This is a genomic window from Serratia sp. 506_PEND, assembly GCF_001076875.1.
GTDB lineage: Bacteria > Pseudomonadota > Gammaproteobacteria > Enterobacterales > Enterobacteriaceae > Serratia > Serratia marcescens.
This window is the reverse complement of the sequence record NZ_JVEL01000134.1, coordinates 1-13,432: the sequence shown is the minus strand read 5'-3', so window position 1 is coordinate 13,432 and position 13,432 is coordinate 1. Positions and strand designations below refer to the sequence as shown.

At 58.6% G+C, this 13,432-nt stretch carries 15 protein-coding genes and 1 pseudogene; 8 read left to right on the top strand and 8 right to left on the bottom strand.

What is annotated here, in order from left to right:
• Both ADK28_RS32850 and pabB read right to left on the bottom strand, forming a co-directional pair.
• Positions 1-118, bottom strand: a pseudogene (locus ADK28_RS32850) (CoA pyrophosphatase); the annotation flags it as partial.
• Entirely contained in the window at positions 115-1,488 is a 1,374-nt protein-coding gene (gene pabB / locus ADK28_RS03685) for an aminodeoxychorismate synthase component 1 (RefSeq protein WP_048794914.1), read from the bottom strand. The pseudogene ADK28_RS32850 and the gene pabB, both read right to left, overlap by 4 nt.
• Positions 1,489-2,010: 522 nt before the next feature.
• Between pabB and ADK28_RS03680 the strand changes: the two genes are divergently transcribed.
• Together ADK28_RS03680 and ADK28_RS03675 are read left to right on the top strand one after the other, a co-directional pair.
• Positions 2,011-3,012 (top strand): glycosyltransferase, encoded by a 1,002-nt coding sequence (locus tag ADK28_RS03680; protein WP_028127489.1) that lies wholly within the window; start codon positions 2,011-2,013, stop codon positions 3,010-3,012.
• A gap of 70 nt (positions 3,013-3,082) precedes the next feature.
• On the top strand, positions 3,083-3,322 hold the full coding sequence (locus ADK28_RS03675; protein WP_033640082.1) for a YoaH family protein: 240 nt from the start codon (positions 3,083-3,085) through the stop codon (positions 3,320-3,322).
• 34 nt (positions 3,323-3,356) lie between these two features.
• On the opposite strand, the gene purT is transcribed toward ADK28_RS03675, so the two are convergent.
• Positions 3,357-4,535 carry a formate-dependent phosphoribosylglycinamide formyltransferase gene (purT, locus tag ADK28_RS03670; protein WP_033640083.1) on the bottom strand — a complete coding sequence of 393 codons (1,179 nt, stop codon included), beginning with the start codon at positions 4,533-4,535 and terminating at the stop codon, positions 3,357-3,359.
• 246 nt (positions 4,536-4,781) lie between these two features.
• On the opposite strand from purT, the gene cspE reads away from it, so the two are divergent.
• The 5 genes from cspE (at position 4,782) to yebF (ending at position 7,711) form a co-directional block, all read left to right on the top strand.
• Entirely contained in the window at positions 4,782-4,991 is a 210-nt protein-coding gene (cspE, locus tag ADK28_RS03665) for a transcription antiterminator/RNA stability regulator CspE (RefSeq protein WP_004927572.1), read from the top strand.
• 147 nt (positions 4,992-5,138) lie between these two features.
• Entirely contained in the window at positions 5,139-6,521 is a 1,383-nt protein-coding gene (gene dbpA / locus ADK28_RS03660; RefSeq protein WP_033640084.1) for an ATP-dependent RNA helicase DbpA, read from the top strand.
• Positions 6,522-6,609: 88 nt separating this feature from the next.
• A complete protein-coding gene (locus ADK28_RS03655) occupies positions 6,610-6,933 on the top strand; it encodes a YebG family protein (RefSeq protein WP_033640085.1) in 324 nt (107 codons plus the stop codon).
• Positions 6,934-6,972: 39 nt separating this feature from the next.
• Positions 6,973-7,281, top strand: a complete 309-nt coding sequence (gene yqfB / locus ADK28_RS03650; protein ID WP_004927562.1) for a N(4)-acetylcytidine aminohydrolase — start codon at positions 6,973-6,975, stop codon at positions 7,279-7,281.
• Between the two features lie 70 nt (positions 7,282-7,351).
• Positions 7,352-7,711, top strand: coding sequence for a protein YebF (gene yebF, locus ADK28_RS03645; protein WP_048794912.1), 360 nt, complete (start codon positions 7,352-7,354; stop codon positions 7,709-7,711).
• Positions 7,712-7,768: 57 nt separating this feature from the next.
• Here yebF and ADK28_RS03640 read toward each other — a convergent pair whose 3' ends face one another.
• From ADK28_RS03640 to mdtH, 5 genes are all read right to left on the bottom strand, one after another.
• Positions 7,769-8,332 (bottom strand): lipoprotein, encoded by a 564-nt coding sequence (locus tag ADK28_RS03640; RefSeq protein WP_016927416.1) that lies wholly within the window; start codon positions 8,330-8,332, stop codon positions 7,769-7,771.
• 152 nt (positions 8,333-8,484) lie between these two features.
• On the bottom strand, positions 8,485-10,125 hold the full coding sequence (locus ADK28_RS03635) for an ABC1 kinase family protein (RefSeq protein WP_048794911.1): 1,641 nt from the start codon (positions 10,123-10,125) through the stop codon (positions 8,485-8,487).
• Positions 10,126-10,157: 32 nt separating this feature from the next.
• Positions 10,158-10,805, bottom strand: coding sequence for a glutaredoxin 2 (gene grxB, locus ADK28_RS03630; RefSeq protein WP_048794910.1), 648 nt, complete (start codon positions 10,803-10,805; stop codon positions 10,158-10,160).
• A 127-nt stretch (positions 10,806-10,932) separates the two neighbouring features.
• Entirely contained in the window at positions 10,933-11,181 is a 249-nt protein-coding gene (locus tag ADK28_RS03625; RefSeq protein ID WP_016927419.1) for a hypothetical protein, read from the bottom strand.
• Positions 11,182-11,254: 73 nt separating this feature from the next.
• The gene (gene mdtH / locus ADK28_RS03620; RefSeq protein ID WP_033640091.1) at positions 11,255-12,460 is read right to left on the bottom strand and encodes a multidrug efflux MFS transporter MdtH; all 1,206 of its coding nucleotides are present in this window, start codon (positions 12,458-12,460) and stop codon (positions 11,255-11,257) included.
• Positions 12,461-12,806: 346 nt separating this feature from the next.
• On the opposite strand from mdtH, the gene rimJ reads away from it, so the two are divergent.
• A complete protein-coding gene (gene rimJ, locus ADK28_RS03615; protein WP_028127485.1) occupies positions 12,807-13,391 on the top strand; it encodes a ribosomal protein S5-alanine N-acetyltransferase in 585 nt (194 codons plus the stop codon).
• The last annotated feature ends 41 nt before the right edge of the window (positions 13,392-13,432 follow it).

The window sequence follows — 13,432 nt, the reverse complement described above, 5'->3', positions numbered from 1 at the left end:
TCGGGATCAGCACCGCCGCCGGGCGCACATTGTGCGAAATCTGCGTCGCCTGCGGCAGCTGCAGTTGAAAGCGGCTGATAAAGGCGTGCAGTGAGGCCGGTGAGTTCGATGGGATCACGACAGGGCATACTCCCCTAGCTGCGGCAAAATGCGGCCAACCTTGTCGAAGGTCTCCTGGTATTCCGCCTGCTCCAGGCTGTCCGCCACGATGCCGCCGCCGGCGGAGCAGTGGATGCGACCGTTTTCGGTGACGAGCGTGCGAATGGTGATATTGGTGTCCATGGTGCCGCAGGCGCTCAGGTAACCGATGCTGCCGCAATAGGCATTGCGGCGCTGCGGCTCCAGCTCTTCGATGATTTCCATCGCTCGCACCTTGGGCGCGCCGGTGATCGAACCGCCGGGGAAGCAGGCGCGCAGCAGTTCGGCCGCCGAGGTATGATTTGGCAGGGTCGCGGTGATGGTGCTCACCAGGTGATGCACCGCGGGGAACGGCTCCACGGCGAACAGTTCCGGCACCCGTACGCTGCCTGGTTGGGCGACGCGGCCGATATCGTTGCGCAGCAGATCGACGATCATCAGATTTTCAGCGCGATCCTTGGGTGAATCGGCCAAACGGCGAGCCTGCGCGGCGTCCTGTTCCGCGTCCGCCAACCGCGGCAGCGTGCCCTTGATCGGGCGGGTTTGGATGCGTTGCTGCTCCAGCCACAGGAAGCGCTCGGGAGAGACGCTCAGTACGCTGTTGTGCGGCAAGCGCAGGAAGGCCGAGAATGGCGCGCGGTTGCAGGCGCTCAGGCGGCGGAACGCCTGCCATTCATCCCCCAGATAGTCGGCGGAGAACCGTTGTGCCAGATTAATTTGGTAACAGTCGCCGCTGCGCAGGTAGTGCTGAATACGTTGGAACTTCTCGCCGTATTGCCGCCGGCTCATATTGGCGCGCCAGTCGCTCAGCAGCGTGAAAGGGCGTTCTGTAGGCGCAGTTTGGCTATTGAGCCAGCGCCAGCGCTGTTCGACATCGCCATAGCTGAGCAGCGTCAGGGTTTGCAATTGGTGGTCGGCGATCACAGCCCAGTCATAAATGCCGACTGCCATATCCGGCAAGGCGAGGTCGGCTTCGGCCAACTGCGGCAGGGTTTCCACCCGGCGCCCGAGATCGTAGCCGAACAGCCCCAGAGCTCCGCCCTGAAACGGCAGGTCCGGATTAAACGCCGGCTGCCAGCCTTGCGCCGCCAGTTGCTGCTGCAGCAGGGAGAACGGATCTTCCTGCGACTGAATGGTGACGCTGTCACTTTCAATTGTCGTGCCGGCACCGTGGGTGGTGAGTGTAACGCGCGGTTGTGCGACCAGGATATCGAAACGGTTATGCGAATGGTCGGCGAAGCCCGAATGCAGCAGCATCGCCCAAGGTTGCGATGAAAGCGGGGCGAAAAGCGTCATCAGGGCACGGCGGCTGTAGGGCAAAGATTTTATGTTTGGGGCGGTTACGCTCATGAACGTCAATAAACCTGGCTGTGAGGACGGCGATATCTGGCGGCTAGTGTGCCATAGACGGTCACGTCATGCATGTTTTGCCATGCGCGACATGCAGCACAGTTCACATAAACGGCAGTTCAATAAACCTGAAATAAGGCATTTTTTGCGCCATTGATTATACTTCGATATGTTAAAAATTTAACATCAAATGCACTGGAAGCCTATTTATCGAGGGCGCAATACCCGAGAAATATAAAAAAAGATTCGTTAATTTCATAAATTTATTATTTCTGCTTGTTATTAGAAGCGGGAGAGATGTTGTTATGCCCGATTTTAGCCAACGTCGCCGCCCTTTGGAATTAATGGCTTAATTACTCAGCGCTTTTCTGGCGCTGGTTTGAGAAAGAAAGGCCGGTTCGGTCCCATTAGTCACCGCGGGAATTTGCAGGTTTCACGCCTATCCCAAGCGTACACTGACCGAATGAGCCTTTTAGAAAAATAAAATTATTATTTTGTTACATTATCATTGAAGAGCTGACTATGTCGTTAATGCTGAGCGTGATCGTCCCGATGCACAATGCGGGGGAGTTATTGGAGCCTTTCCTGGCCTCGCTGCTGGCCCAGCGTGAGCAACGGTTGGAGGTGATCATCGTCAATGATGGTTCCACTGACGGTTCGGGAGAGATCGCACACCGTTACGCGGCGGTACATCCGCATATTCGTGTGATCGATCAGGCCAATGCCGGTGTTTCTAACGCGCGTAATGCCGGGCTTGCCGTTGCCCAAGGCAAATATGTGGCGTTTCCCGATGCCGACGACTTGCTGGCGCCGGAGATGTATTCCACGCTGCTGGAACAGGCGGAACAACATCAATTAGACGTGATGCAATGTAATGGCGAACGCTATTTTACCAGCCAAGATGAATTGCAGCTGATTTTTCCTGAGGCGCGTTTGCGCACCACCGACGTTATCACCGGCGTGCAGTGGTTTGAACGTGCGCTGAAATCGCGAAAGTTTATTCACGTTGTATGGCTGGCAATATATCGCCTCGACTTTATTCGCCAGCATCGGCTTTATTTCGAGCCGGGATTACATCACCAGGATATTCCCTGGACGACGGAAGTCATGTTTAATGCCAAACGGGTCAAATATTTAAGTACGCCGCTGTACCGTCAACGGGTGCACGACAAGTCGATCAGTAACCGTCGCCGCATCGGTAAGGCGAACGTGGAGTATCAACGCCACTATATGAAAATCGTCGAAATGCTGGAGCGGCTCAATCAGCGCTATGCGGGCACTGTCGCCATTCGTCCGGCTTTCCATTGGCAAATCACCCGCGAAGCGCTGGGCATTTGCCACAGCATTCGTCGTGAGCCGGAACCGGCCGCTCAGAGTCAGATCACCGAAGAATTCTATCAGCGCGGCATCGACAGAGCGATGTTCGCCAATGCGCGCGGCCTGAAGCAGGGGTGGCATGTCATGCTGTGGCGGCATCGCCTGAAGCAGTGGCGCAACGATAACGGCTGTTCGCAACCGGCCTGAGGCACCAGACGTTGGGATCCGCCGCGTTAGCGCGTATACTCCTTCTCCCTTTTGCCGGAGAGAACGACACATGCATGCAGGTATGCCATTACTGAATCACGCGGAGCAGCAGGAAGCGGCGGATCGCATCCATCAACTGATGGAGCAGGGCATGAGCAGCGGTGAGGCCATTGCTCGCGTTGCGCAGGAAATTCGCGAGAAGCATCAGGGCGCTCAGGTTGCGGTACTGTTCGATGATGAAGACGAGCAGCATGAGGCCGCACCGGAGGCGTCGCCGGATGACGATGCTGAAGAAGACGAAGACTATTGACGTTATCGGGGCCGCGCAAGCGGCCCCGTGAGTATCAGCCGTTGACCGCCACGGCGGCGGCGGCTTGTTTCGCTTGCTCCACCGCCAGTTCCGTCGTGCTCGCCGTCGCCAGCGCCACGCCCAGGCGACGCTGCCCGTCGATCTCCGGTTTGCCGAACAGACGCAGCTGGTTGTGCCCGCGCAGCGCATTTTCCAGGCTGCTGAAACGCACATCGCTGCTGGTGAGCTGCGGCAGGATCACCGCTGAAGCGGAAGGGCCGAACTGGCGGATGGCGCCAATCGGCAACCCGAGAAACGCGCGAACGTGCAGGGCGAACTCGGACAGATCCTGTGAGATCAACGTAACCATGCCGGTATCGTGCGGCCGCGGAGACACTTCGCTGAAGATCACGTCGTCGCCGCAGACGAACAGCTCCACGCCGAACAGTCCGAACCCGCCCAGGGCTTTCACCACCTTCTCCGCGATAGCCTGAGCACGGCTCAACGCCGTGGCTGACATGCGCTGCGGTTGCCAGGATTCGCGATAATCTCCGTCTTCCTGACGATGGCCGATCGGCTCGCAGAAATGTACGCCGTCCACGGCGCTGATGGTCAGCAACGTAATTTCAAAATCAAATCTTACCAACCCTTCGACGATCACCCGGCCGCCGCCGGCGCGTCCGCCCTGTTGCGCGTAATCCCAGGCGCTTTGCAGCTGCTCAGGCGTGCGGATCAGGCTTTGTCCTTTGCCGGAAGAACTCATCACCGGTTTGACGATGCACGGGTAGCCGATGTGCTCGACCGCTTGCCGGAAAGTCGCTTCGCTGTCGGCAAAGCGGTAGCTGGAGGTGGGCAGGCCAAGTTCTTCCGCCGCCAGACGGCGGATGCCTTCGCGGTTCATGGTCAGGCGCGTGGCTTCGGCGCAGGGCACCACGCGGTGGCCCTGACGTTCAAGTTCGACCAGCATGGCGGTGGCGATCGCTTCGATTTCGGGAACGATATAGTCCGGCCGCTCTTGTTCGATAACGGCTTTCAGCGCGTCACCGTCCAGCATATTGATGACGTGACTGCGGTGCGCCACATGCATGGCGGGGGCGTCGGCATAGCGATCGACGGCGATCACTTCCAGGCCGAGGCGCTGGCATTCAATGGCGACTTCTTTACCCAGCTCCCCGGAGCCGAGCAACATGACGCGGGTGGCGGAAGGACGCAGGGCGGTTCCAATCGTTAACATAGTTTCGTACCTGGATCGGTGAAAGTAAGCGGATTGATGATCGGCGGGCAGTATATACGAAAACGATTGCGTTCACAGCCGCCACGCCAGGTTTGTTGCTAACTTACTGTTTTTATAACAAGCAGAAATATTTGCCCTGCCTGGGCGATTGTGCGTTAATAAGCGACGGCGAAAGAAGGCCTATATATAGCAAGGTTTTCGCGTCTCGTGCCGTCAAGGCAGGTTTATCAAGTAAAGGAAACACAAATGAGCAAGATCACTGGTCACGTTAAATGGTTCAACGAAAGCAAAGGCTTCGGCTTCATCACGCCTGCCGACGGTTCTAAAGACGTTTTCGTTCATTTTTCCGCTATCGTTAGCGATGGTTTCAAGACCCTGGCTGAAGGCCAGCAGGTTGAATTCTCCATCCAGGACAGCCAACGTGGCCCTGCCGCAGCCAACGTCGTTGCGATTTAACGACTGCGTTGCCAAGAAACCCGCCGCCGGCGGGTTTTTTTATGCCCGCAGCCCGTAACGCCGCCCATCTCTGTTATCATTTACCGCTGATTCGGCGCCAACCTGCGGGCGCGCCGCCATTCCATTCGTCATATAAGAGTTATCGCCGTGAGCACAGTTTCTTTTTCTTCCCTGCCGCTGCCAGCCGAACAGTTGGCCAACCTCAACGAACTGGGGTACGCCGAAATGACGCCGGTGCAGGCCGCCGCGTTGCCCGCTATCCTGCAAGGGCGAGACGTGCGCGCCAAGGCGAAAACCGGCAGCGGCAAAACGGCGGCATTTGGCATTGGCTTGCTGAATAACATCGTCGTTACGCAGGTTGCCACACAGGCGCTGGTGCTCTGTCCCACCCGCGAGTTGGCCGATCAGGTGAGCAAAGAGCTGCGTCGCTTGGCGCGTTTCACGCAAAACATCAAAATTCTGACGCTGTGCGGCGGCCAACCGATGGGACCGCAGCTCGATTCGCTGGTGCATGCGCCGCACATCGTGGTGGGGACGCCGGGCCGTATCCAGGAACACCTGCGCAAGAAAACGCTGCAGCTGGACGAGCTGAAGGTGCTGGTGCTGGATGAGGCCGATCGCATGCTGGACATGGGGTTCGCCGACGACATCGACGATGTGATCAGCTATACGCCGCCGCAACGTCAGACGTTGCTGTTTTCCGCCACGTACCCGGCAGGCATCGAGCGCATCAGCGCGCGCGTTCAACGCCAGCCGCTAAGCGTCGAGGTGGACGATGGCGAAGCGCAGGCCTCCATCGAACAACGCTTTTATGAGACTACGCGCGATCAGCGCCCAGCGCTGCTGGTGTCGGCCATTCGCTATCATCAACCTGCGTCCTGCGTGGTGTTCTGCAATACCAAACGCGACTGTCAGACGGTGCTTGAGGCCCTGGAGGCCCGCGGCATCAGCGCGCTGGCGCTGCATGGCGATCTGGAACAGCGCGACCGCGACCAGGTGTTGGTGCGTTTCGCCAACCGCAGTTGCCGGGTATTGGTGGCGACCGACGTCGCCGCACGCGGGCTGGATATTAAAGAGCTGGAGCTGGTGGTCAACTACGAACTGGCGTTCGATCCCGAAGTGCATGTGCACCGTATCGGCCGCACCGGCCGCGCCGGCATGAGCGGGCTGGCGATCAGCCTGTGCACGCCGCAGGAAATGGCGCGTGCGCACGCGATTGAAGACTATCTGCAGATGAGCGTCGACTGGTCGCCGGTGTCCGAGCTGAGCGGGGCGGCCAACGGCTCGCTGGAGGCGGAAATGGTGACGCTGTGCATCGACGGCGGCCGCAAGGCGAAGATTCGTCCCGGCGATATCCTTGGCGCGCTGACCGGCGACGCCGGGCTGACGGCGGCGGAAGTGGGCAAGATAGACATGTTCCCGGTGCATGCCTACGTCGCGATCCGCAAAGCCAGCGCGCGCAAGGCGCTGCAACAGTTGCAGCAGGGCAAAATCAAAGGCAAAAGCTGCAAGGTGCGGCTGCTGAAATAAGCCGAAGGCGGGCGGCGGTTTGCCTTCCCGCCACGATCTATTTATACTGTATATAATTACAGTAATTTGAGTATTTGAGGACGCACGCATGGCGGTTGAAGTTAAATATGTGGTGGTGAGAAACGGTGAGGAAAAAATGACTTTCGCGAGCAAGAAAGAAGCCGACGCCTACGACAAAATGCTGGATCTGGCGGACAACCTTGGGGAGTGGCTGCTGCAGGCGCCGCTGAACCTGGATGACGAACAGCGCGAAGGGCTGAGCTTCTTCCTGGCGGAAAATAAAGATGCGCTGGGTCTGATTCTGCGCGGCGCATCGCCGGCGGAAACCCTCAAGACACCGGCGGAAAGCAAAGCGAAAAAAGCAGCCTCTAACCCAAAAGAGGGATCTGCGTCAGAAAAGCAGGCGGCATAATGACTTATGTTGCGGTGTTGTGATGAAAAAGGATCTAAAATGAGCCGTGAAATAACTTTCTTCAGCCGCTTTGAGCAAGACATTCTGGCCGGGCGCAAAACCATCACCATTCGGGATGCCAGTGAGTCGCATTTCGAACCGGGCGAGGTATTGCGCGTCAGTCGCAATGAGGACGGCGTATTTTTCTGCTTTATCGAAGTGCTGTCGGTAACGCCGGTGCGTCTGGATGCGCTGACCGAACGCCACGCGCAGCAGGAGAACATGTCGCTCGGCGAACTGAAGCAGGTGATCAAGGAAATCTATCCGGGCCTGGATGCGCTGTTTGTCATTGAGTTCGTCAAACGGTAACCCTTTGCCGACGCCCTGTTGTGAGCCAGGGATGGGCGCCCGGATAGCGCTAATCACAACGGGAGGACATATGAAAAAAACGGGTTTGGCTATCGCCTTGTTGGCCATGATGGGAGCATCGATGGCGGTGTGGGCGCAGGATCACGAACAGCGCGCCGCCAAGGTAGGCCAGTGTGCGGGTCTGCAACCGGCGGATATCGCCGCCCAGGTCAAGCGCGACTTCTTGCAGAACCGCATTACGCGCTGGGAGTCGGACAAAAAGCTGCTGGGCACCGCAACGCCGATCGCCTGGGTTAGCCCGGATGCCATCAGCGGCAAGGATCAGATATGGCAGGTGCCGTTGACGGTGCGTGGCACCAAGGCAGATAAAACCTACAACGTGACGCTCAACTGCAACACCGGTGAAATCGCCTACAGCGCCCCGCAGTAACGCTTTCCCGGCAATAAAAAGCCCGCCGAGCGGCGGGCTTGATGTCCTCAGACGGCGTCAGTCGCTGAATGGGATCACCAATTCACCCGGTTTCACTTCCAACCCTTTCGCCAGTTTTTTCGCCAGCGCTTCGGTTTTGCTGTTGTCAGGATTCAGCACATAAGCCGGCTTTTGGTCGAAGTAGGATTTCAGCGACTGGTTCAGATACGGCGTCAGCGCTTTCATTACCGTCTGCATTTTTTCCGGCTGCACGCTGTAATCGGTCAGCTCCATGTCCTTCAGGAAAATGGCGCCCTGCGCCCGGTCGTAGACCGGCTGCGCCTTCAGCGTCAGCTTCAGATCCGCGGTCTGCGGGCCGAGAATCGACGTGATGTTGACCTTGGCGTCGCCGGAAAGGGTGACTTTACCCGGTTCGCTGCGGCCGATTTGGCTTTGCAACTGAGTCAGCACGATGTTGGCGTCCAGCAGGCCGGGCACGCCGATCTGCTTCTGGTAGTCGTTATGTTTCTGCAGGTAATCATTCACTTCCTGCTCGCTCAGGGTGTACTGGGTCAGTTGATTGCAACCGGCCAATACGCCGGCGAACAGCAGGGCGGCTGCGCCCATCAGGATCTTCTTCATTAATGCCTCATTGCGACTGCTGGCGAAAAGTGCTGCAGATAATTGATTAATCATTATAAACGTTCCGCCTGCGCGTGAAAACGGCAGGCGGCGATGTGCAGAGGATAGTGCGCGCAAAAGCGGGCGACACCTATCGGATAACGCCGAAAGCGTCAGCGCCGCAATCGCAGCGCCAAGAGGATCACACCGGCCAGGCAGGCCGCGCCCCCCAACAGCGGGAACAGCGGAATGCCCCACAGCTGCAGTGAGGAGTGCATCAGATAAGGCGCCAGGCCCAGGGCAAAAGCGGCGGTGACAATGGCGATAGCCAGGGTGACGGCGGCGCGTTCCAACGCCTTGCTCAACTGGCCGAGATTACTGACGTTGATATCGGCATTGAGCTGCCCGCGTTTTAGGCGGCGTACCAACAGCCGCAGGGTTTGCGGCAGTTCTTCCCCGGCGTCGAGCGCTTCCCCGCCCAGGGCCAACAACCGCTGGCGCACGGCGTCAGGGGCATAGCGTTGCAGCACCGTTTGTTGCAGCATCGGTTTGAGGGTGGCGACGATGTCGAAGGCCGGATCCAATCGGTGCAGCACGCCGTCGGCGGTGATTAACGCCTTGAACAGCAGCACCAGATCGGGCGGCAGCGCCAACTGGTGCTCACGCGCCATCACCAGCAGGTCGGTCAGAGCCTTGCCCAACGTCAGGGTGGTGGCGGCCTGTTTGTCGAGAAAGTTTTGCGCCGCCAGCTCCAGATCCATCAGATCCAGCGGCTCGCTGTCCGACCAGGCGATCAGCGTGTTGACGATGCCTTCGGACTGACGATCGGCAATGGCCTGCAGCAGCAGGAGCAGCTGGTTGCGCCGCCGTTCGGACAGCTGGCCCACCATGCCGAAGTCGATGAAGCCGACGCGGTCGCCGCTCAGCGCCATCACGTTGCCGGGGTGCGGATCGGCGTGATACAGCCGGTGCTCCAGCACCATGCTCATAAAGGCGCGGGCGCCGCGCTGCGCCAGCAGCGGGCCGTCAAAGCCCGCTTCCGCCAACTGCCGGGGGTTCTCCGGCGCGGTGCCGGGCAAGTACTCCTGCACTAACAGACGCGGGGAAGACCATTGCCAATAGATTTTTGGCACGACCACGTCGGGTTCACGCGCGAACATGCCGGCGACGCGATCGCAGTTATGCCCTTCATGGGTCAAATCCAGTTCATGATTGAGCGCCGTCGCTAGCGCTCTGACCATCTGCCGTGGTCGATAGCGCGCCAGCGCCTGACTCTGCTGCTCTACGGTTTCCGCCAGCGAGGCCAGCAGCCGCAAATCGGCGTGAATGGTTTTCGCCAGGCCGGGCCGCAGCACTTTCACCACCACTTGTTCGCCGCTGTGCAGGCGCGCGCGGTAGATTTGCGCCATCGACGCCGCCGCCAGCGGTGTGCGATCGAATTCGGCAAACAGTTGCTCGGGATCATCGCCGAGATCGGCAACGATCTGCGGCGCCAGCGTTTCCCATGGCAGCACCGCCGCCTGGCTGTGCAGGCGATCCAGTTCGTCGGTCCAGGCCGGATCCAACAGGTCAGAACGCGTGGCCAGGATCTGGCCGAATTTGACGAAGGTTGGGCCTAGCGCCTCGAGCGCTTCGCGCAGCCGCTCGGGCAGGGTTTGGGCGTCCAATTGGGCGGGTTCAGCGCGGGCGCCGCGCAGCAAAGCCCCCAGGCCCAGCAGACGCAGAACGTCTTGCAGGCCGTAACGAATCAGAACGGAGGTAATTTCCTTCAGCCGCGCCCGATCGCGAGCGGTGGCGAGCACCATTTTCAGCATCAGTACGCCATATCCTTTGGGTTATTCAAACGTTATTGTTCCATGTCCAGCAGCAACGGCACTTCGCTGCGTTGCGCCATGCGGTTGCGGTAGGTTTCCACGTTGTCCGGCAGCGCAACCCCGGCGACGATCGACAACGAGCGCAGCAGCGGGAACAGGTGGATATCGTCCTCGGACAGCTCGCCGTTTACCGCTTCGGCGGAGACGATCAGCGGTGACAGGGTTTGCAGATCGGCCTCCAACTGGGCGATCAGATCGGCGCTGTTGGCGAGATGCTCGGCGAAATCACCGATTGACGCCTGCTTTTTATCGATAAAATAACGGCGGGCGCTGTCGGTGGCGAACTCTTCGAAATCGGCATGCGCAATACGCGGCAACAGCAATTTTGCGCTGTACTCGCCGACCCGCTGCAGCCACTCGGCAATGGCGGGGTTGGTGCGGCCGGTCAGCACCGGCTTGCCGTCCAGGTTATCGACATAGCGTACGATATCCAGGCTTTCCGGCATCGCTTCGCCGTCGTCTTTGACCAGGATAGGCACCATTTTTTTGCCGATCAGGTTGAGCGGGGTCGTCTCATCGTCGTTGAGCAACGTGACCAGGCGAATCGGCAGACGTTTCAGGCCGAAAATCATGCGGGCTTTAACGCAGAATGGGCAATGATCGTAAATGAACAGTTTCATGCTTGCTCCGGGTTGTCAGGTTTTAACAGCAATAGTTACCACAGCTTATCGAGGCTGTCTTGACGTGCGTGTGTTGGATGGTGCGTTATTGCGATATCGCCCGCGCACCGGCGCGGGCTAGGGGGCGTTATTTCTTGGCCGGTACCGAGTTGAGCACATCGATCAGGTGAATGCGAGCTTCTTCCAAGTCGATTTTGTCACGTTCGTTGGTGGCGGTGACGACCTGCAGCTGTTTGATAATATCGTTTTTCAGGCCGGCGTCGCTGGCGAGGATATGGGCCAGGGCCTTTTCCACCAGGGTGGAACGCGCATAAATCATGCGCAAGTTCAGTATCATATGTTCGAGTAGTTGCGGTAATTTTGCTTCTTCGTTCATGCCGACGGGCTCCTGTGGGTGTTTTTACTAACAGGATAGCAGCTGTTGCCGATTCGGCCGGATTTCTATGGCGTTAACCGCCGCGCAGCATCATCGATGCACTGCGCCGCGGGCTGAACTGCCAGTACAGCGCCAGCAACGTAGCGAAGCCCACGGCTCCAAGCAGCAACCAGGGTAACTCCGGCATGTTCATCGTCCGTCCGGTATCGTACATCCAGCCGCCGCCGGTGTAACCTAACGCGCCACCCAGCGCCAGACCAAGGCGGCTGAAGCCCATATAGCTGCCACGCGCACGTGGATCGGCCAGCGAAGCGCTCAGCGTCTCGCGCGCCGGTTCGGCGATGATCGATCCCAGATAGAAGCAGCAGATCAGCGTGAACACGCCCTGCAAGCTGGTGGCGAGACCGATCGGCAACAGGCTGAGCGTCATCAGCAACAGGCCCGCCATCAGGCGCTGCTCAAGCCGGAAGTGTTTTTCTCCCCAACGCGCCAGCGGATAGAGCAGCGACAACGACAGCGCCGCTTCAATCGCATACATCCATTTCACCGCCGCCGGTGAGCCGGCGATTTCGTTAACCACGATCGGCATCATCAGCATCACCTGTACCGCCAACATGTAATAACCGGTCAGCGTCAGGACATAGGTGAGGAAGCGGCGATCGCGCACGACCCGCAGCATGCCTTCCTTCATCGGTATACGCACGGTAGAGATGCGGTAAGCCGGCAGTAGCCAGGCGTTCCAGCCAGCGGCGAGCACGAAGATCGCCGCCCCCACCCAGCAGACAAAGTGGAAATCGTACTGCAGCAGCCAACTGCCGATCAGCGCGCCGACCACCGCACCTGCGCTGTCCTGCATCATCAGCAGCGAGAAAAAACGGCCGCGTTCGTGCGGACGGGTCAACTTGATCACCAAAGCGGTGCGCGGCGGATCGAATAACGTGCCGCCCAGGGCGGACAGCGCGCAGGAGAACCACAGGATCCAAGGCTCATCCGCCATCGCCATGGTAGCGAAACCGGCGGCGCGCAGCAGCATGCCGGTGACGATCATGGGCTTGGCGCCGAAGCGATCGGCGATGGCGCCGCCAAAGATGCCGAGCCCTTGTTGCAGCAGCTGGCGCAAACCCAGCGCGATGCCGACGATCAGCGCCGCCCATCCTAATTGATCGACAAAGCGGATCGAAATAAGCGGGAACACGACAAAGAAGCCTAAAACCACCAGCAGGTTGTCGAGCAACAGAAAATATTTACCCAAGCTGCGCGCTTGCGACACCAGAGACATGCATCACCATGAGCAATTAAGAGAGAGGGGGAAGGCAACCCCACCATTCTCTACCCAATTGCCGGACGGCGACAGGGGCGGAGTAGATAATATTTTTTTATCGTCAAGGTGTTACCTGCGCTGCAAAATAGGCGGAAAAACGCTGTAAAACGCGTATTCGGTGATTTACTGAGCGACCGGGATTTTACCTCGAGGGCGGGCTACGGTTATATTGAATGCAGGGAAGTGCGGTTCTGAGGCGCTATTGGCTAAATAAAGTCATGGCATTAGATCGGCGCCGGATAATTAACCATGCGACTTCCCAATAAATACTTCTTATCGAACCGTTTTGACTGCGGGGGAAATGATGTTCGGCTACCGCTCTGCATCGCCAAAAGTACGTCTTACTACCGACCGGATGGTGGTCCGTTTAGTGCATGAACGGGACGCCTATCGTCTGGCGGATTATTATGCCGAGAACCGAGCCTTTCTCAAACCCTGGGAGCCGGTGCGCGACGAAAGCCACTGTTATCCTTCCGGCTGGCAGGCGCGTCTGGGCATGATCGCTGAAATGCAAAAGCAGGGCAGCGCCTACTATTTTATCCTGCTCGATCCGCAAGAGCAGGAAGTGCGCGGCGTGGCGAACTTCAGCAACGTGCTGCGCGGTTCGTTTCACGCCTGTTTCCTCGGTTATTCGCTGGGGGAGAAATGGCAGGGACAGGGGCTGATGTTCGAAGCCTTGCAGTCCGCCATCCGCTATATGCTGCGCCAACAGCGCATGCACCGCATCATGGCCAACTATATGCCGCACAACCAGCGCAGCGGCGCATTGCTGACGCGTCTGGGATTCGAACGCGAAGGTTACGCCAAGGATTACCTGCTGATCGACGGCCAGTGGCAAGACCACGTTTTGACGGCATACACCAATAAAGAGTGGCTCCCCCCACGTTGAGGCCAAACGATGAAATATGAATTGAACGCCAGAGAGGCTCG